This window comes from Pseudomonas sp. PS02288 (assembly GCF_029959715.1).
GTDB classification, from domain to species: domain Bacteria; phylum Pseudomonadota; class Gammaproteobacteria; order Pseudomonadales; family Pseudomonadaceae; genus Pseudomonas_O; species Pseudomonas_O kuykendallii.
The window spans coordinates 1-17,686 of sequence record NZ_JASCPA010000055.1; the positions used below are offsets into that span (position 1 = coordinate 1).

Here is a 17,686-nt window from a genome sequence, read left to right on the forward strand (position 1 = left end):
AATACGCGACCGGTCGTGCCTGCGCCGCTCCCCCGGGCGGCGCGCTGCGGGCGCGCCGCTTCGCCTGAGGACTGCTCGATGTTGAACGGCTACGGGGCGACCATCGTCGATGGCGCCTGGCTGACCCTGCTGCTGGCGCTGACCTCGATGGCGGTCGCCATCGGCCTCGGCCTGCTCGGCGCGGCCTGCCGGCTGTCGCCGCTGCGCTGGCTGGCGCTGCTGGGCGAGACCTACGCCACGGTGATCCGCGGCATCCCCGACCTGGTGCTGATCCTGCTGATCTTCTACGGCGGCCAGGACCTGGTGAACCGCCTCGCGCCGCTGCTCGGCTACGAGGACTACATCGACATCAATCCCTTCGTCGCCGGGGTCTTCACCCTCGGCTTCATCTTCGGCGCCTACCTGTCGGAAACCTTCCGCGGCGCCTTCATGGCGATTCCCAAGGGCCAGGCGGAAGCCGGCGCCGCCTATGGCATGAGCGGGCGCCAGGTGTTCTTCCGCATCCTCGTGCCGCAGATGATCCGCCTGGCGATTCCCGGGTTCACCAACAACTGGCTGGTTCTGACCAAGGCCACCGCGCTGATTTCCGTGGTCGGCTTGCAGGACATGATGTTCAAGGCCAAGCAGGCGGCGGACGCCACCCGCGAGCCGTTCACCTTCTTCCTCGCGGTCGCCGCGCTCTACCTGGTGCTGACCAGCGTGTCGTTGCTCGCCCTGCGTTTCCTCGAGAAGCGCTACAGCGTCGGCATCAAGGCTGCCGAGCTATGAACCTCAGGTCGATCACGGAGGGCCGCGCATGATCCTCGATTTCTCGGTCATCTGGGAGAGCCTGCCGCTGTACTTCGGCGGCGTGCTGGTGACGCTCAAGCTGCTGGCCATCGCTCTGGTCGTCGGGCTGGCGGTGGCTATCCCGCTGGCGCTGATGCGCGTGTCGCGGCAGCCGGCGATCAACTTCCCGGCCTGGTTGTACACCTACGTCATCCGTGGCACCCCGATGCTGGTGCAGCTGTTCCTCGTCTATTACGGCCTGGCGCAGTTCGCCCTGGTTCGCGAGAGCCTGCTCTGGCCCTACCTGTCCAACGCCACCTTCTGCGCCTGCCTGGCGTTCGCCATCAACACCAGCGCCTACACCGCGGAAATCCTCGCCGGCAGCCTCAAGGCCACGCCGCACGGCGAGATCGAGGCGGCCAGGGCGATGGGCATGTCGCGGGCACGCCTGTACCGGCGCATCCTGCTGCCCTCGGCGCTGCGCCGCGCGCTGCCGCAGTACAGCAACGAAGTGATCATGATGCTGCACACCACTAGCCTGGCCTCGATCGTCACCCTGATCGACATCACCGGCGCGGCGCGCACCGTCAGCTCGCAGTACTACCTGCCGTTCGAGGCGTTCATCACCGCCGGCGTGTTCTATCTTTGCCTGACCTTCATCCTGGTGCGCCTGTTCAAGCTGGCCGAGCGTCGCTGGCTGGCCTACCTGGCGCCCCGAGCGTCCTGAGGAGAGCGCCCATGCAACGCATCGATCATCCGCTGCCCTGGGGCACGCCAGGCACTCAGCGCACCCTCAGCGTGTTCCGTTTCGGCAGCGGCGTGGCCAAGGCCTACGTGCAGGCGTCGCTGCACGCGGACGAACTGCCGGGTATGCGTGTGGCGGTCGAGCTCAAGCGGCGCCTGCTCGATCTGGAAGCACAGGGCCGCCTCACCGGCACCATCGAACTGGTGCCGGTGGCCAACCCGATCGGCCTCGGCCAGCTATTGCAGGCGAGCCATCTCGGGCGCTTCGAATTCGGCAGCGGGAAGAACTTCAACCGCGGTTTCCTCGACCTCGCCGAACTCATCGCACCGGCGCTGGAGCGGATGCTCGGCGCCGACGCCGCGGCCAACGTGCGGCTGATCCGCGCCGCGATGCGCGAGGCGCTGGCGTGCATGCCGCACGCACCTTCCGAGTTGGAAGGGCTGCAGCGTGTGCTGCTCGGCCACGCCTGCGACGCCGACGTGGTGCTCGACCTGCATTGCGACATGGAAGCGCTGACCCACCTGTACGCGATTCCGCAGCACTGGCCGCGGTGGCGTTCGCTGGCCGCGCGGCTGGGCGCCGGCGCGGTGCTGCTGGCCGAGGAGTCCGGCGGCAATTCCTTCGACGAAGCCTGCTCGATGCCCTGGCTGAGCCTGGCGCGGCGTTTCGCCGAGGCCAGCGTGCCGTTGGCCTGCCTGGCGACCACCGTCGAACTGGGCGGCATGGGCGATACCGGCCGCGAGCAGGCCGAGGCCAGCGCCGAGGCGATTCTCGCGTTCCTCGCCGAACAGGGGCTGATCGCCGGCGACTGGCCGGCGGCGCCGGCCGACTGCTGCGAGGCGACGCCCTTCGAGGGTGCCGAATTCGCCCTGGCGCCGCATGCCGGGGTGGTCAGCTTCCTCCAGCCGCTCGGCGCCCAGGTGCGCGCCGGCGATCCGCTGTTCGAGGTGATCGACCCGCTGGACGGCCGCCACAGCGTCGTGCGTTCCGAGGTCGACGGCGTGCTCTTCGTCCGCGAGCGCATGCGTTTCGCCCGTCCGGGGCTGTGGCTGACCAAGGTCGCCGGCCGCCAACCCATTCGCCAGGGTCGCCTGCTCAGCGACTGACCAGAGAGAGAACATGTACAAGCTCGAAGTCCAGGATCTGCACAAACGCTACGGCGACCATGAGGTGCTCAAGGGCGTGTCGCTGGCGGCCAAGGCCGGCGACGTGATCAGCATCATCGGTTCCTCAGGCTCGGGGAAGAGCACCTTCCTGCGTTGCATCAACCTCCTCGAACAGCCCCACGCCGGCAGCATCCTGCTCAACGGCGAGGCGCTCAAGCTCAAGCCCGGCAGGCACGGCGCGCTGAAGGCCGCCGACGAGCGCCAGTTGCAGCGTATGCGTTCGCGGCTGTCGATGGTGTTCCAGCACTTCAACCTGTGGTCGCACATGAGCGCGCTGGAGAACGTAATCGAGGCGCCGGTGCACGTGCTCGGCGTGCCGAAGAAGGAAGCCCTGGAAAAGGCCGAACACTACCTGGCAAAGGTCGGCGTTGCGCACCGCAAGGATGCCTACCCGGCGCACATGTCCGGCGGCGAGCAGCAGCGCGTGGCGATCGCCCGCGCGCTGGCGGTGGAGCCGGAGGTGATGCTGTTCGACGAGCCGACCTCGGCGCTCGACCCGGAGCTGGTCGGCGACGTGCTCAAGGTGATGCAGGACCTGGCCGGGGAGGGGCGCACCATGCTGGTGGTGACCCACGAAATGGGTTTCGCCCGCGAGGTCTCCAGCCAACTGGTGTTCCTGCACAAGGGTTTGGTCGAGGAGCGCGGCAACCCGCGCGAGGTGCTGGCGAATCCGCAGTCCGAACGACTCAAGCAGTTTCTTTCCGGCAGCCTCAAATAAGCCCTAGACTCGACCGCCATGACCTCTTATCGAATCGGCTTCCTGATCTGGCCCGAGACCCGGGCAATGACGCTGTCCCTGGCCGAAGAAGCGCTGCGCGTGGCGCAGCGGCTGCATCCGGAGGTCGTCTACGAGCTGTCCTTCCTGCAGGCCGAAACTCCGGCGGCCGACGCCTGGCGCCTGCCGGGCGAGCCCTGGAGCGGTCGCCTGGAGGGCTTGCAGCGGCTCTTCGTGGTGGCCGACGAGCCGCCGCTGAACGTCTCCGCGCCGCTCGCCGCGGCGCTCAAGCAACTGGTGCGCAGCGGCTGCGTGATCGGCGGGTTGTCCGCCGGCGTCTACCCGCTGGCCCAGCTCGGCCTGCTCGACGGCTACCGCGCCGCGGTGCACTGGCGCTGGCATGACGATTTCGCCGAGCGCTTTCCCAAGGTAATCGCCACCAGCCATCTGTTCGACTGGGATCGCGATCGCCTCACCGCCTGCGGTGGCCTCGCCGTTCTCGACTTGCTGCTGGCGCTGCTGGCGCGCGACCACGGCGCCGAACTGGCCGGTGCGGTGAGCGAGGAACTGGTGGTGGAGCGCATCCGCGAGGGTGGCGAGCGCCAGCGCATCCCGCTGCAGAACCGCCTCGGCTCCAGCCATCCGAAGCTGACCCAGGCGGTGCTGCTGATGGAGGCGAACATCGAGGAACCGCTGACTACCGACGAAATCGCCCAGCACGTCTGCGTATCGCGCCGGCAGCTGGAGCGCATCTTTAAGCAGTACCTCAACCGCGTGCCGAGCCAGTACTACCTGGAGCTTCGCCTGAACAAGGCGCGGCAGATGCTGATGCAGACCAGCAAGTCGATCATCCAGATCGGCCTGTCCTGCGGCTTCTCTTCCGGCCCGCACTTCTCCAGCGCCTACCGCAACTTCTTCGGCGCCACCCCGCGAGAAGACCGCAACCAGCGGCGCAGCGCCAACCCCTTCGAGCTGAGCGGATCGGGCGAGCGCGAGTAGCGTCGCTGCCGGTCTTGCGGGTCATGCGATGGGTTACGCCGCTGCGCGGCTAACCCATCCTACGGACCTGTAGGGTGGGCTTCAGCCCACCATCCCCGGTAGCGTGGTCTGCAAAAGTCCCCACGGAAAATTTCCCCGGCAGCGCCAACGGCCCGGGCAGTGCGTTTAAACTGCGCAGTCCCGACGCTTTCTGTCGCATTGCTGAAAGCACGGCGAACGGCCGGGTGGCCGCTATAACAAGTTGTCGCATGGCGGCAATGACGGCCCCGGTGCAGTCCCTACAATCCGCTCACCACTGGCCATTCATGGCAGGAGAAAACCTCGATGTCCGCTCCGCACGCGCAAGTAGAACGCGCCGATTTCGACCAGTTCATGGTTCCGAACTACGCACCTGCCGCCTTCATTCCGGTGCGCGGCCAGGGTTCGCGAGTCTGGGACCAGAGCGGCCGAGAACTGGTCGATTTCTCCGGCGGCATCGCGGTGAACGTGCTCGGCCACTGCCATCCCGCCCTGGTCGGCGCGCTGACCGAGCAGGCGAACAAGCTCTGGCACGTTTCCAATGTGTTCACCAACGAGCCGACCCTGCGCCTGGCGCAGAAGCTGGTCGACGCGACCTTCGCCGAGCGGGTGTTCTTCTGCAACTCCGGCGCCGAGGCCAACGAGGCCGCCTTCAAGCTGGCGCGCCGCGTTGCCCATGATCGCTTCGGCGACGAGAAGTACGAGATCATCGCCGCGCTGAACAGCTTCCACGGGCGCACCCTGTTCACCGTGAGCGTCGGCGGCCAGGCCAAGTATTCCGACGGCTTCGGGCCGAAGATCCAGGGCATCAGCCACATTCCGTTCAACGATCTGGACGCGCTCAAGGCGGCGATCTCGGACAGGACCTGCGCGGTGGTGCTGGAACCGATCCAGGGCGAGGGCGGCGTGCTGCTGGCCGAGCAATCCTTCCTGCAGGGCGCACGCGAACTCTGCGATGCGCACGACGCGCTGCTGATCTTCGACGAAGTGCAGAGCGGCATGGGCCGCAGCGGCGAGCTGTTCGCCCACACCCATTTCGGCGTGATTCCGGACATCCTGACCAGCGCCAAGAGCCTCGGCGGCGGCTTCCCGATCGCCGCCATGCTCACCACCACCGAGCTGGCCAAGCACTTCTCGGTCGGCGTGCACGGCACCACCTACGGCGGCAATCCGCTGGCCTGCGCCGTCGGCTGCGCGGTGATGGACGTGGTCAACACCCGCGAGACCCTCGACGGCGTGAAGGCGCGGCACCAGCGCTTCCGCACCGCGCTGGAGCGCATTGGCCAGCAGTACGGCCTGTTCAGCGAGGTTCGCGGCCTCGGCCTGCTGATCGGCTGCGTGCTCGCCGATGCCTGGAAAGGCAAGGCCAAGGACGTCCTCGTCGCCGCCGAGAAAGAGGCACTGATGGTGCTTCAGGCCGGGCCGGACGTGGTCCGTTTCGCCCCCAGCCTGGTCATCGAGGACGCCGATATCGACGAAGGCCTGGCGCGCTTCGAGCGGGCAGTGGTCAAGCTGACTTCCGCCTGATCCAAGCCCGGCGCCGCGTTTCGGCGCGCCGCTACCCGTGTTCGCGCGCCGCCCTCTGGCGGCGCGTTTTTCTGGAGGAGTCTCAGAATGCTGGTGATGCGCCCCGCGCAAATGTCCGATCTGGCCGAAGTGCAGCGCCTGGCCGCGGACAGCCCGGTCGGTGTCACGTCGCTGCCCGACGACAGCGGTCGCCTGGGCGAAAAGATCGGCGCCTCGGAGGCTTCGTTCGCCGCCGAAGTCAGCTTCAACGGCGAGGAGACCTATTTCTTCGTCCTCGAGGACAGCGACAGCGGCCGCCTGGTCGGCTGTTCAGGAATCGTCGCCTCCGCCGGTTACTCCGAGCCCTTCTACAGCTTTCGCAACGAGACCTTCGTGCACGCCGCGCGCGAGCTGAAGATCCACAACAAGACCCACGTCCTCTCGCTGTGCCATGACCTCACGGGCAACAGCCTGCTGACCAGCTTCTACATCGAGCCGGGGTTGGTCGATTCGATCGCTGCCGAGCTGGTGTCGCGGGCGCGCCTGCTGTTCGTCGCGAATCATCCGGAGCGCTTCGCCGACGCCATCGTCACCGAGATCGTCGGGCAGAGCGACGAGAACGGCGATTCCCCGTTCTGGGACGCGGTCGGGCGCAATTTCTTCGACATCAACTACGCCGAGGCCGAGCGCCTCTGCGGCCTGAAGAGCCGCACCTTCCTCGCCGAGCTGATGCCGCATTACCCGATCTACGTGCCGCTGCTGCCGGATTCCGCCCAGGAGGCGATGGGCCAGGTGCACCCGCGCGCGCAGATCACCTTCGACATCCTCATGCGCGAAGGCTTCGAGACCGACCATTACATCGACATCTTCGACGGCGGGCCGACCCTGCATGCGCGGACCTCGGGCATCCGCTCGATCGCCCAGAGCCGCATGGTGCCGGTGGCGATTCTCGAGGAGCGTCGCGAGCCGATCCGTGGCGGTCGTCCATACCTGGTCTCCAATGGCCAGTTGCAGGATTTCCGTGCGCTGGTGGTGGAGCTGGACTGGGTGCCCGGCAAGCCGGTGTCCCTGCCTGGCGCCGCGGCCGAAGCGCTAGGTGCCGGCGACGGCGCCTCCGTGCGCCTGGTGGCGGTGTGATGAGCGCGGCAGTCTTGCGGAGAATTCCATGATCGTTCGTCCCGTACGCAGCGCCGATTTGCCGGCGCTGATCGACCTCGCGCGCAGTACCGGCGCCGGGCTGACCACTCTGCCGGCCAACGAGGCGCGCCTGGCGCACCGCGTCGGCTGGGCGGAGAAGACCTTCCGCGGCGAGGCCGAGCGGGCCGATGCCGACTATCTGTTCGTGCTCGAGGACGACGAGGGGCAGGTGGTCGGCATCTCCGCCATCGCCGGCGCCGTCGGCCTGCGCGAACCCTGGTACAACTACCGCGTGGGACTCACCGTCAGTGCCTCGCAGGAGTTGAACATCCATCGGCAGATTCCGACGCTGTTCCTCGCCAACGACCTCACCGGCAACTCCGAACTGTGCTCGCTGTTCCTGCATGCCGACCACCGCAGCGGTCTGAATGGCCGGCTGCTGTCGAAGGCGCGCTTCCTGTTCATCGCCGAGTTCCGCCAGCTGTTCGGCGAAAAGGTCATCGCCGAGATGCGCGGAATGTCCGACGAGGCCGGCCGTTCGCCGTTCTGGGAATGCCTCGGCCGGCACTTCTTCAAGATGGAGTTCAGCCAGGCGGACTACCTGACCGGGGTCGGCAACAAGGCGTTCATCGCCGAGCTGATGCCCAAGTTCCCGCTCTACGCCTGCTTCCTTTCCGAGGACGCGCGCAATGTGATCGGTCGCGTCCACCCGGACACCGAACCGGCGCTGGCGATGCTCAAGAGCGAAGGCTTCAGCCACCAGGGCTACGTCGACATCTTCGACGCCGGCCCGGCCATTGAGTGCGAGACGGCGAAGATTCGCGCGGTTCGCGACAGCCAGCCGCTGGTGCTGGCGGTCGGCACGCCGGGCGACGATGCCACGCCGTTCCTCATCCACAACCGCAAGCGCCAGGATTGCCGGATCACCGCGGCCCCCGCGCGGATGGCCGCCGGCACCCTGGTGGTCGACCCGATGACCGCGCGGCGCCTGCAACTGACCCCCGGCGCCCAGGTGCGCGCCGTGCCGCTGAGCGCCTGAGCCCAGGCGCGGTCGAGGAGTTTCCGCCATGAGTACGCATTACATCGCCGGCGCCTGGCAGGCGGGGCAGGGCGAGGCCCTGGAATCGTTCAATCCGGTGACCCAGGAGTGCCTGTGGAGCGGCCGCGCGGCCAGCGCCGATCAGGTCGAGGCGGCGCTGCACGTCGCCCGCGCGGCGTTTCCGGCCTGGGCGCGGCGTCCGCTGGCGGAACGTGTCGGCGTGCTGGAGCGCTTCGCCGAGGTGCTCAAGGCACGTGCCGACGCGCTGGCCCACTGCATCGGCGCGGAAACCGGCAAGCCCCTGTGGGAGGCCGCCACCGAAGTCACCAGCATGGTCGCCAAGGTCGCCATCTCGCTGCAGAGCTATCGCGAGCGCACGGGCGAGAAGCGCGCGCCGCTGGCCGATGCCACGGCCGCGCTGCGCCACAAGCCGCATGGCGTGGTTGCGGTGTTCGGCCCGTACAACTTCCCCGGACACCTGCCCAACGGGCACATCGTGCCGGCGCTGCTAGCCGGCAACGCGGTGCTATTCAAACCCAGCGAGCTGACGCCGAAAACCGCCGAGCTGACGGTTCACTGCTGGATCGAGGCCGGCCTGCCCGCCGGCGTGCTGCAACTGCTGCAGGGCGCGCGCGACACCGGCGTGGCGCTGGCCGGTCACGACGGCATCGACGGGCTGTTCTTCACCGGCTCCAGCCGCACCGGCAACCTGCTGCACAGCCAGTTCGCCGGGCGTCCGGAAAAGATCCTCGCGCTCGAGATGGGCGGCAACAACCCGCTGGTGGTCGATCAGGTCGAGGACCTCGACGCTGCCGTCTACACCATCATCCAGTCCGCGTTCATTTCCGCCGGCCAGCGTTGCACCTGCGCGCGCCGCCTGCTGGTGCCGCAGGGCGCCTGGGGCGATGCGCTGCTGGCGCGCCTGGTGGCGGTCAGTTCGACGATCCGGGTCGGCGCCTTCGACGAACAGCCGGCGCCGTTCATGGGCGCGGTGATTTCCCTGGACGCCGCCCAGCACCTGCTCAAGGCGCAGCGCCAACTGATCGAGCGCGGCGCCATACCGTTGCTGGGCATGTCGCAGCCGCTGGAAAACGCAGCTTTGCTGACGCCGGGCATCCTCGACGTGACCGCGCTCGTCGAACGTGACGACGAGGAGTTCTTCGGCCCGCTGCTGCAGGTGATCCGCTACGTCGACTTCGATGCCGCCATCACCGAGGCCAACGCCACCCGTTACGGCCTCGCTGCCGGGCTGCTGTCGGATTCGGCAGAGCGCTACGCGCAATTCTGGCTGGAAAGCCGCGCGGGCATCGTCAACTGGAACAAGCAGCTCACCGGCGCCGCCAGCAGCGCACCCTTCGGCGGTGTCGGCGCGTCCGGCAACCACCGTGCAAGCGCCTACTATGCCGCCGATTACTGCGCCTATCCGGTCGCCTCGCTGGAAAGCGCGCGTCTCAGCCTGCCCGCCACCCTGACCCCGGGAGTCAGCCTATGACGGCACATGAAATGAACTTCGACGGGCTGGTCGGGCCGACGCACAACTACGGCGGGCTGTCCTACGGCAACGTCGCCTCGCAGAACAACAGCCAGGCCGTGTCCAATCCGAAGGAAGCCGCGCGCCAGGGCCTGGCGAAGATGAAAGCGCTGCTCGACCTCGGTTTCCAACAGGGCGTACTGGCCCCGCAGGAACGCCCCGACATCGCCGCGCTGCGCGGCTTGGGCTTCTCCGGCAGCGACGCGCAGGTGGTGGAGAAAGCCGCCCGCGAAGCGCCATTGCTGCTGGCGGCCTGCAGTTCGGCGTCCAGCATGTGGACGGCCAACGCCGCGACGGTCAGCCCCAGCGCCGACACCGCCGACGGCCGTGTGCACTTCACCGCCGCCAACCTCAACTGCAAGTTCCACCGCAGCATCGAGCACCCGCAGACCAGCCGTGTGCTGGCGGCGATGTTCGCCGACCCGCAGCACTTCGCCCATCACCCGGCGCTGCCGGCCGCCAGCCAGTTCGGCGACGAAGGCGCGGCCAACCACACGCGGTTCTGCCGCGACTACGGCGAGCCGGGCGTGGAGTTCTTCGTCTTCGGCCGCAGCGCGTTCGATGGCCGCTACCCGCAACCCACGCGCTATCCGGCGCGGCAGACCCTGGAGGCCTCGCAGGCCGTGGCGCGCCTGCACGGGCTGAGCGAGGCGGGCGTGGTCTACGCGCAGCAGAATCCGGCGGTGATCGATCAGGGCGTGTTCCACAACGACGTCATCGCGGTGGGCAACGGCGAGGTGCTGTTCCATCACCAGGACGCCTTCCTCGACAGCGAGCGCGTGCTCGCCGAGCTGCACGACAAGCTGGCGCGCCGCGGCGGCCGTCTGCAGGCGATCGGCGTGCCGCGCGATGCGGTGGCCGTGGACGATGCGGTGCGTTCCTACCTGTTCAACAGCCAGCTGCTCAGCCGCGCCGATGGCAGCATGCTGCTGGTGGTCCCGGAGGAATGCCGCAGCAACCCGGCGGTGTGGCGTTACCTCGAGGGGCTCGCCGCCAGCGGCGGTCCGATCCGCGAGGTGAAGGCCTTCGACCTCAAGCAGAGCATGCAGAATGGCGGCGGCCCGGCCTGCCTGCGCCTGCGCGTGGCGCTCAACGACGCCGAGCGGGCGGCGGTCAATCCGGGCGTCGTGCTGACGCCGGCGCTGTACCAGGAACTGCTCGCCTGGGTCGATACCCATTACCGTGATCGCCTTGGCGAAGCCGATCTGGGCGACCCTCAACTGCTGCTGGAATGCCGCACGGCGCTGGACGAGCTGACCCGGATACTTAAACTGGGCTCGGTCTATCCGTTCCAGACCAACTGATTCTCCCGGCCGCGGGCTTCCTGCGGCTTGCGCCTTGTCATGCGGGCCGCGCCCGCCATCTGGAGTAAACCCATGAGCGACGCCCTCCAATTGATCCTCGAAGACACCGACGGCACCCAGCTGGAAACTTCCTGCACGCGTTTCGCCGTGGTCTGGCAGGGCCGCGAGCTGTGGATTCAGCAGAACAACGGCCAGTTGCTGATCGGCGTGGACATCGAGGACGGCGACAGCGAATACGCCAATCTGCTGCTGCGCCCGATGGCCACCAACCTGGTCAGCCTGCAGCTGGAGATGGAGCCGGTGGAAACTGACGAGGAAGACGACGAACACGTGCACGGTCCGGATTGCGGCCACTGAGCAGCGCGCGACGCGCCAGACAGGGAGTACGCCCATGCTTGCCCTCGGCAAACTGCTTGAACTGACCCTGGTCCGCCGTGAGCCGACCGAGAAGATTCAACTGACGGTAGAGGGCGTTCGCCTGCACTGGCTGACCGAGGGTGTGCTCGAGGTCACCCCGCCCAGCGGCAAGGACGACGGACTGGACCTGTTGCTCTCCGCGGGCATCCACGGCAACGAAACCGCGCCGATCGAACTGCTTGACCGGCTGCTGCAGGACATCGCCAGCGGCCGTTTGAAGCCCCGCGCGCGCGTGCTGTTCATGTACGGCAACCCGGATGCCATGCGCCGTGGCGAGCGCTACCTGGAGCAGGATCTCAATCGCCTGTTCAACGGCCGCCACGAGGACTCCAGCGGCTTCGAAGCCCTGCGCGCTGCCGAGCTGGAGCGGCTCGCCGCGGCGTTCTTCTCCCGCGCCGGGCGCGAGCGCCTGCACTACGACCTGCATACGGCGATTCGTGGCTCGAAGATCGAGCGTTTCGCGCTCTATCCGTTCGCCAGCGGTCGCGAGCATTCGCGGCGCCAACTGGCGCGCCTGAGCGCGGCGGGGATCGACGCCGTGCTGCTGCAGAGCAAGCCGGGGATTACCTTCAGCGCCTACACCTACACGCACCTGCAGGCCGAGGCCTTCACCCTGGAACTGGGCAAGGCGCGCCCCTTCGGGCACAACGACGGGGTCGACCTGCACCTGCTGGAGGCGCGACTGGCGGCCCTCATCGAAGGCCGCGAGGAGTCGGCGGACGACAGCCTCGACGATTTGCAGCTGTTCGCCGTCGCCCGCGAGGTGATCAAGCACAGCGATGCGTTCCAGCTTCATCTCGCCGCCGACGTGGAGAACTTCAGCGAACTTCCGCCGGGCTACCTGCTCGCCGAGGACATCGCCGGCAGCCGCTGGCTGGTGGAGGAGGAGGGTGCGCGGATCATCTTCCCCAACCCGAAAGTCGCCAACGGGCTGCGCGCCGGTATCCTGATCGTCCCCACGCAGGCTCCGTCCGGCGCCTGAACCACTCGCGCTGCCTGCACAATGCCGACGGCCGGCGCTATCCTGCGCACCCGGCTGCCGTTCTGCGGCGGCCCGCCGCACTCACCGGAGCCCGAGAATGTCCCTGATCGACCTGCGTAGCGACACCGTCACCCAGCCCACCGAGGCGATGCGCGAAGCCATGGTCCGCGCGCCGCTGGGCGACGACGTCTACGGCGAGGACCCGACGGTCAACCGTCTCGAGGCCTACCTGGCCGAGCGGCTAGGTTTCGCCGCGGCGCTGTTCGTGCCGACCGGCACCATGAGCAACCTGCTCGGCCTGCTGGCGCACTGTGAACGCGGCGACGAGTACATCGTCGGACAGCAGGCGCACACCTACAGGTACGAAGGCGGTGGCGCGGCGGTGCTGGGCTCGATCCAGCCGCAGCCGATCGAGATGGAGGCCGACGGTTCGCTCGACCTGGCCCGGGTCGCCGCGTACATCAAGGAGGACGACTTCCACTTCGCCCGCACGCGCCTGCTGGCACTGGAAAACACCATGCAGGGCAAGGTGTTGTCGCTGGACTACCTGGCCCGCGCCCGCAGCTTCACCCGCGAGCGCGGCCTCGCCCTGCATCTGGACGGCGCGCGACTGTTCAACGCGGCGGTCAAGCTGGGCGTCGATGCGCAGGAGATCGCCCGGCATTTCGATTCCGTCTCGGTGTGCCTGTCCAAGGGGCTCGGCGCACCCATCGGTTCGGTGCTGTGCGGCAGCCAGGCGCTGATCGACAAGGCGCGTCGCTGGCGCAAGATGGTCGGCGGTGGCATGCGCCAGGCCGGCCTGCTGGCGGCGGCGGGGCTGCATGCGCTGGAGCACCAGGTCGAGCGCCTGGCCGAGGACCATGCCAATGCGCAGCTTCTCGCCGAACAGCTGCGCGGGCTGGGCTTCGAGGTGGAGCCGGTGCAGACCAACATGGTCTACGTGCAGATGGGCGATCAGGCCGGCGCGCTGAAGTCCCGCGCCGCCGAGCAGGGAATCAAGCTGAGCACCGCGCCGCGCACGCGCCTGGTGACTCACCTGGATTTCCGCGCCGAACACATCCCGCGGGTCCGCGAGCTGTTCGCCGGCTTCCGCTGACCGCCGTGACGGCCCTCGGGGCGTTTCGCCCGATACCCGTATGCCTGTCGCCCCGATAGCGTGAGTCTATTCACAAAGCACTATCGGGCGGCCGCGGGGCCTATATAATGCGGCCCTTTGCCGTTATTTCCTGTCCGGCCGTTTCCCTGGAAAAATCCAATGAAAAGCGCAGAAATCCGTGAAGCCTTCCTCCGCTTCTTCGAAGAGAAGGGGCACACCCGTGTGGCGTCGAGTTCGCTGATTCCGGCGAACGATCCGACCCTGCTGTTCACCAACGCCGGGATGAACCAGTTCAAGGACTGCTTCCTCGGTCTGGAGAAGCGCGCCTACACCCGCGCCACCTCCAGCCAGAAGTGCGTGCGCGCCGGCGGCAAACACAACGACCTGGAAAACGTCGGCTACACCGCGCGTCACCACACCTTCTTCGAGATGCTCGGCAACTTCAGCTTCGGCGACTATTTCAAACGCGATGCGATCAGCTACGCCTGGGAATTCCTGACCTCCGAGAAATGGCTGAACCTGCCCAAGGAAAAGCTCTGGGTCACTGTCTACGCCTCGGACGACGAGGCTTTCGACCTCTGGACCAAGAACATCGGCGTCCCGGTAGAGCGCATGGTCCGCATCGGCGACAACAAGGGTGCGCCCTACGCGTCGGACAACTTCTGGGCGATGGGCGACACCGGGCCCTGCGGCCCGTGCACCGAGATCTTCTTCGACCACGGCGCCGACATCTGGGGCGGCCCGCCCGGCTCGCCTGAAGAAGACGGCGACCGCTACATCGAGATCTGGAACAACGTCTTCATGCAGTTCAACCGGACCGCGGACGGCGTGCTGCACCCGTTGCCGGCGCCGTCGGTGGATACCGGCATGGGCCTGGAACGGATCAGCGCCGTGCTCCAGCACGTGCACTCGAACTACGAGATCGACCTGTTCCAGAACCTGCTGAACGCCTCCGCGCAGGCCATCGGCTGCGCCAACGAAGAGCAGGCCTCGCTGAAGGTGGTCGCCGACCACATCCGTTCCTGCGGCTTCCTCATCGCCGACGGCGTCACGCCCTCCAACGAAGGCCGTGGCTACGTGCTGCGCCGCATCGTTCGTCGCGCCTGCCGTCACGGCAACAAGCTGGGCGCCACCGGCAGCTTCTTCTACCGCATCGTCGCCGCGCTGGTGGCCGAGATGGGCGAGGCCTTCCCCGAGCTGAAACAACAGCAGGCGCACATCGAGCGCGTGCTGAAAACCGAGGAAGAACAGTTCGCCAAGACCCTCGAGCAGGGCCTGAAGATCCTCGAACAGGACCTGGCCGACCTGCAGGGCTCGGTGATTCCCGGCGAAATCATCTTCAAGCTGTACGACACCTACGGCTTCCCGATGGACCTCACCGGCGACATCGCCCGTGAGCGCGAGCTGACCCTCGACGAGGAAGGCTTCGAGCGCGAGATGGACGCCCAGCGCAAGCGCGCCCGTGCCTCCAGCGCCTTCGGCATGGACTACAACGCGCTGGTCAAGGTGGAGGGCGAGACGCGCTTCACCGGCTACCTGGGCACCACCGGCGAAGGCAAGGTCCTGGCGCTGTTCAAGGACGGCGCGGCCGTCGAGCAGCTGCACGCGGGCGAGGAGGGCGTGGTCGTGCTCGACCAGACGCCGTTCTACGCCGAGTCCGGCGGCCAGATCGGCGATGCCGGTTTCCTCAGCGGCGAAGGCCTGCGTTTCGACGTGCGCGACACCACCAAGGCCGGCGGCGCGTTCCTTCACCACGGCATCCTCGACAGCGGCTCGCTGAGCGTTGGCGCCAGCGTCGAGGCCACCGTCGACGCCTCGGTGCGCCAGGCCACGGCGCTCAACCACTCGGCGACCCACCTGCTGCACGCCGCGCTGCGTCAGGTGCTCGGCGAGCACGTGTCGCAGAAGGGGTCGCTGGTCGACAGCCAGCGCCTGCGCTTCGACTTCAGCCATTTCGAGGCGATCAAGCCCGAGCAGCTGAAACAGCTTGAAGACATCGTCAACCGCGAGATCCGCGCCAACACCGCGGTGGAGACGCAGGAGACCGACATCGAGACCGCCAAGGCCAAGGGCGCCATGGCGCTGTTCGGCGAGAAGTACGGCGACCGCGTGCGCGTGCTGAGCATGGGCGGCGGTTTCTCCGTCGAGCTGTGCGGTGGCACCCACGTGTCTCGCACCGGCGACATCGGCCTGTTCAAGATCACCAGCGAAGGCGGCACTGCGGCGGGCGTGCGGCGCATTGAGGCGGTAACGGGGGCGGCCGCGTTCGCCTACCTGAACGGCGCCGAGGAGCAGCTCAAGGAGGCCGCCAACCTGGTCAAGGGCAGCCGCGACAACCTGATCGACAAGCTGTCCGGCCTGCTCGAGCGTAATCGCCAGCTGGAGAAGGAACTCGCCCAGCTCAAGGCCAAGGCCGCGAGCAGCGCCGGCGACGACCTGGCTGGGTCGGCGGTGGACGTGAAGGGCGTCAAGGTGCTTTCCGCGCGTCTCGACGGGCTCGACGGCAAGGCGCTGCTGGCGCTGGTCGACCAGTTGAAGAACAAGCTGGGGCGCGCGCTGATCCTGCTCGGCGGCGTGCTCGACGACAAGGTCGTGCTGGTGGCCGGCGTCACCGCCGACCTGACTGGCCAGTTGAAGGCCGGCGAACTGATGAAGCAGGCCGCTGCGGCGGTCGGCGGCAAGGGCGGCGGTCGTCCGGACATGGCTCAGGGCGGCGGCAGCGAGCCGGCGAAACTCGACGAGGCTCTGGCGCTGGCGAAAACCTTCGTCGAACAGGGTCTCTGAGGTGACTGCCGGCGCCGATCGGGTATCGGCGCGGTGCAGGCCTTGGCAGTGGTTGGGGTTGTATGTTTAATGGGCGCCCTTCGCGGGCTTAGGCGGCTTTTGAAATGGCTTTGATCGTACAGAAATTTGGGGGCACCTCCGTCGGCACCGTCGAGCGTATCGAGCAGGTGGCCGAGAAGGTCAAGAAATTCCGCGAGAACGGCGACGACATCGTCGTCGTGGTCTCGGCCATGAGCGGTGAAACCAACCGCCTGATCGCGCTGGCGAAGCAGATCGACGAGCAGCCGCACGCACGCGAGCTGGACGTGATGATCTCCACCGGCGAGCAGGTGACCATCGCCCTGCTGGCCATGGCGCTGAACAAGCGCGGCGTGCCGGCGGTGTCCTACACCGGCAACCAGGTGCGCATCCTCACGGACAGCGCCTTCAACAAGGCGCGCATCCTGCAGATCGACGATCGCAAGCTGCGGGCCGAGCTGAAGGCCGGTCGCGTGGTGGTGGTCGCCGGTTTCCAGGGCGTCGACGAACAGGGCAACATCACGACCCTCGGTCGCGGCGGTTCGGACACCACCGGCGTCGCCCTGGCGGCCGCGCTGAAGGCCGACGAGTGCCAGATCTATACCGATGTCGACGGCGTCTATACCACCGACCCGCGAGTGGTACCGCAGGCCCGCCGTATGGACAAGATCACCTTCGAGGAGATGCTGGAAATGGCCAGCCTCGGTTCCAAGGTGCTGCAGATTCGTTCGGTCGAGTTCGCCGGCAAGTACAACGTCCCGCTGCGCGTCCTGCACAGCTTTCAGGAGGGTCCGGGCACCCTCATTACCCTTGATGAAGAGGAATCCATGGAACAGCCGATCATCTCCGGCATCGCCTTCAACCGCGATGAAGCCAAGCTGACCATCCGTGGCGTGCCGGACAATCCCGGCGTGGCCTTCAAGATTCTCGGCCCGATCAGCGCGGCCAACATCGAAGTGGACATGATCGTGCAGAACGTCGCGCACGATAACACCACCGATTTCACCTTCACCGTGCACCGCAACGACTACCAGAACGCCCATGCCGTGCTGGAAAACACCGCGCGCGAAATCGGCGCCCGGGAAGTGGTCGGCGACGTGAAGATCGCCAAGGTGTCCATCGTCGGCGTCGGCATGCGTTCCCATGCCGGTGTCGCCAGCCGCATGTTCGAATCGCTGGCCAAGGAGAGCATCAACATCCAGATGATCTCGACGTCCGAAATCAAGGTGTCCGTGGTAATCGAAGAGAAGTACCTCGAGCTGGCGGTACGTGCGTTACACACCGCCTTCGAACTGGACGCGCCTTCGCGACCCGGCAACGAAGAATAAACCCCCGACAAAGGCGCTATTTCGCGCCTTTTGTCGTAATTGGCTGTGCCGGCGGAACTTTACGTTCCTCGAAGACGGTCAATACTGGGGAGCAAGCCCGGCCGGAAGATTGTGCCGGGCAGTAGTGAATATC

General features: G+C 67.2%; 15 protein-coding genes. All 15 read left to right on the top strand.

What is annotated here, in order from left to right:
• Positions 1 to 78 precede the first annotated feature (78 nt).
• The gene (locus QMX85_RS18685; protein ID WP_282343404.1) at positions 79 to 768 is read left to right on the top strand and encodes an ABC transporter permease; all 690 of its coding nucleotides are present in this window, start codon (positions 79 to 81) and stop codon (positions 766 to 768) included.
• A 28-nt stretch (positions 769 to 796) separates the two neighbouring features.
• Positions 797 to 1,495 (top strand): ABC transporter permease, encoded by a 699-nt coding sequence (locus tag QMX85_RS18690; protein ID WP_282343406.1) that lies wholly within the window; start codon positions 797 to 799, stop codon positions 1,493 to 1,495.
• 11 nt (positions 1,496 to 1,506) lie between these two features.
• Positions 1,507 to 2,619: a succinylglutamate desuccinylase/aspartoacylase family protein gene (locus tag QMX85_RS18695; RefSeq protein ID WP_282343408.1), complete on the top strand. Its 1,113-nt coding sequence runs from the start codon at positions 1,507 to 1,509 to the stop codon at positions 2,617 to 2,619.
• A gap of 13 nt (positions 2,620 to 2,632) precedes the next feature.
• The gene (locus QMX85_RS18700) at positions 2,633 to 3,397 is read left to right on the top strand and encodes an ATP-binding cassette domain-containing protein (protein ID WP_282343410.1); all 765 of its coding nucleotides are present in this window, start codon (positions 2,633 to 2,635) and stop codon (positions 3,395 to 3,397) included.
• Between the two features lie 18 nt (positions 3,398 to 3,415).
• The gene (gene argR / locus QMX85_RS18705; RefSeq protein ID WP_273228821.1) at positions 3,416 to 4,393 is read left to right on the top strand and encodes a transcriptional regulator ArgR; all 978 of its coding nucleotides are present in this window, start codon (positions 3,416 to 3,418) and stop codon (positions 4,391 to 4,393) included.
• A gap of 324 nt (positions 4,394 to 4,717) precedes the next feature.
• Entirely contained in the window at positions 4,718 to 5,938 is a 1,221-nt protein-coding gene (locus QMX85_RS18710) for an aspartate aminotransferase family protein (RefSeq protein ID WP_282343411.1), read from the top strand.
• A gap of 87 nt (positions 5,939 to 6,025) precedes the next feature.
• Positions 6,026 to 7,054, top strand: a complete 1,029-nt coding sequence (gene aruF / locus QMX85_RS18715) for an arginine/ornithine succinyltransferase subunit alpha (protein WP_273228817.1) — start codon at positions 6,026 to 6,028, stop codon at positions 7,052 to 7,054.
• A gap of 28 nt (positions 7,055 to 7,082) precedes the next feature.
• Positions 7,083 to 8,093, top strand: coding sequence for an arginine N-succinyltransferase (gene astA / locus QMX85_RS18720; protein ID WP_282343412.1), 1,011 nt, complete (start codon positions 7,083 to 7,085; stop codon positions 8,091 to 8,093).
• Between the two features lie 28 nt (positions 8,094 to 8,121).
• Complete coding sequence (astD, locus tag QMX85_RS18725; protein ID WP_282343413.1) at positions 8,122 to 9,585, top strand: succinylglutamate-semialdehyde dehydrogenase; 1,464 nt, start codon at positions 8,122 to 8,124, stop codon at positions 9,583 to 9,585.
• Complete coding sequence (gene astB, locus QMX85_RS18730) at positions 9,582 to 10,928, top strand: N-succinylarginine dihydrolase (RefSeq protein ID WP_282343415.1); 1,347 nt, start codon at positions 9,582 to 9,584, stop codon at positions 10,926 to 10,928. The genes astD and astB overlap by 4 nt, the downstream gene beginning before the upstream one ends.
• A 72-nt stretch (positions 10,929 to 11,000) precedes the next feature.
• Positions 11,001 to 11,285, top strand: coding sequence for a topoisomerase II (locus QMX85_RS18735; RefSeq protein WP_282343416.1), 285 nt, complete (start codon positions 11,001 to 11,003; stop codon positions 11,283 to 11,285).
• Between the two features lie 34 nt (positions 11,286 to 11,319).
• On the top strand, positions 11,320 to 12,327 hold the full coding sequence (astE, locus tag QMX85_RS18740) for a succinylglutamate desuccinylase (RefSeq protein ID WP_282343418.1): 1,008 nt from the start codon (positions 11,320 to 11,322) through the stop codon (positions 12,325 to 12,327).
• A 97-nt stretch (positions 12,328 to 12,424) separates the two neighbouring features.
• Positions 12,425 to 13,423: a low-specificity L-threonine aldolase gene (ltaE, locus tag QMX85_RS18745; RefSeq protein ID WP_282343419.1), complete on the top strand. Its 999-nt coding sequence runs from the start codon at positions 12,425 to 12,427 to the stop codon at positions 13,421 to 13,423.
• A gap of 159 nt (positions 13,424 to 13,582) precedes the next feature.
• The gene (gene alaS / locus QMX85_RS18750) at positions 13,583 to 16,207 is read left to right on the top strand and encodes an alanine--tRNA ligase (protein WP_282343421.1); all 2,625 of its coding nucleotides are present in this window, start codon (positions 13,583 to 13,585) and stop codon (positions 16,205 to 16,207) included.
• Positions 16,208 to 16,311: 104 nt separating this feature from the next.
• On the top strand, positions 16,312 to 17,553 hold the full coding sequence (locus QMX85_RS18755) for an aspartate kinase (RefSeq protein ID WP_090230120.1): 1,242 nt from the start codon (positions 16,312 to 16,314) through the stop codon (positions 17,551 to 17,553).
• Positions 17,554 to 17,686 lie beyond the last annotated feature (133 nt).

Excerpts from the sequence above, each read along its gene's own strand:
- QMX85_RS18735 (WP_282343416.1), top strand. The coding sequence starts at position 11,001 with ATGAGCGACGCCCTCCAATTGATCCTCGAAGACACCGACGGCACCCAG.
- alaS (WP_282343421.1), top strand. The coding sequence starts at position 13,583 with ATGAAAAGCGCAGAAATCCGTGAAGCCTTCCTCCGCTTCTTCGAAGAG.
- QMX85_RS18695 (WP_282343408.1), top strand. The coding sequence starts at position 1,507 with ATGCAACGCATCGATCATCCGCTGCCCTGGGGCACGCCAGGCACTCAG.
- ltaE (WP_282343419.1), top strand. The coding sequence starts at position 12,425 with ATGTCCCTGATCGACCTGCGTAGCGACACCGTCACCCAGCCCACCGAG.
- QMX85_RS18685 (WP_282343404.1), top strand. The coding sequence starts at position 79 with ATGTTGAACGGCTACGGGGCGACCATCGTCGATGGCGCCTGGCTGACC.
- QMX85_RS18710 (WP_282343411.1), top strand. The coding sequence starts at position 4,718 with ATGTCCGCTCCGCACGCGCAAGTAGAACGCGCCGATTTCGACCAGTTC.
- QMX85_RS18690 (WP_282343406.1), top strand. The coding sequence starts at position 797 with ATGATCCTCGATTTCTCGGTCATCTGGGAGAGCCTGCCGCTGTACTTC.
- astA (WP_282343412.1), top strand. The coding sequence starts at position 7,083 with ATGATCGTTCGTCCCGTACGCAGCGCCGATTTGCCGGCGCTGATCGAC.
- aruF (WP_273228817.1), top strand. The coding sequence starts at position 6,026 with ATGCTGGTGATGCGCCCCGCGCAAATGTCCGATCTGGCCGAAGTGCAG.
- QMX85_RS18755 (WP_090230120.1), top strand. The coding sequence starts at position 16,312 with ATGGCTTTGATCGTACAGAAATTTGGGGGCACCTCCGTCGGCACCGTC.
- astB (WP_282343415.1), top strand. The coding sequence starts at position 9,582 with ATGACGGCACATGAAATGAACTTCGACGGGCTGGTCGGGCCGACGCAC.
- QMX85_RS18700 (WP_282343410.1), top strand. The coding sequence starts at position 2,633 with ATGTACAAGCTCGAAGTCCAGGATCTGCACAAACGCTACGGCGACCAT.
- astE (WP_282343418.1), top strand. The coding sequence starts at position 11,320 with ATGCTTGCCCTCGGCAAACTGCTTGAACTGACCCTGGTCCGCCGTGAG.
- astD (WP_282343413.1), top strand. The coding sequence starts at position 8,122 with ATGAGTACGCATTACATCGCCGGCGCCTGGCAGGCGGGGCAGGGCGAG.
- argR (WP_273228821.1), top strand. The coding sequence starts at position 3,416 with ATGACCTCTTATCGAATCGGCTTCCTGATCTGGCCCGAGACCCGGGCA.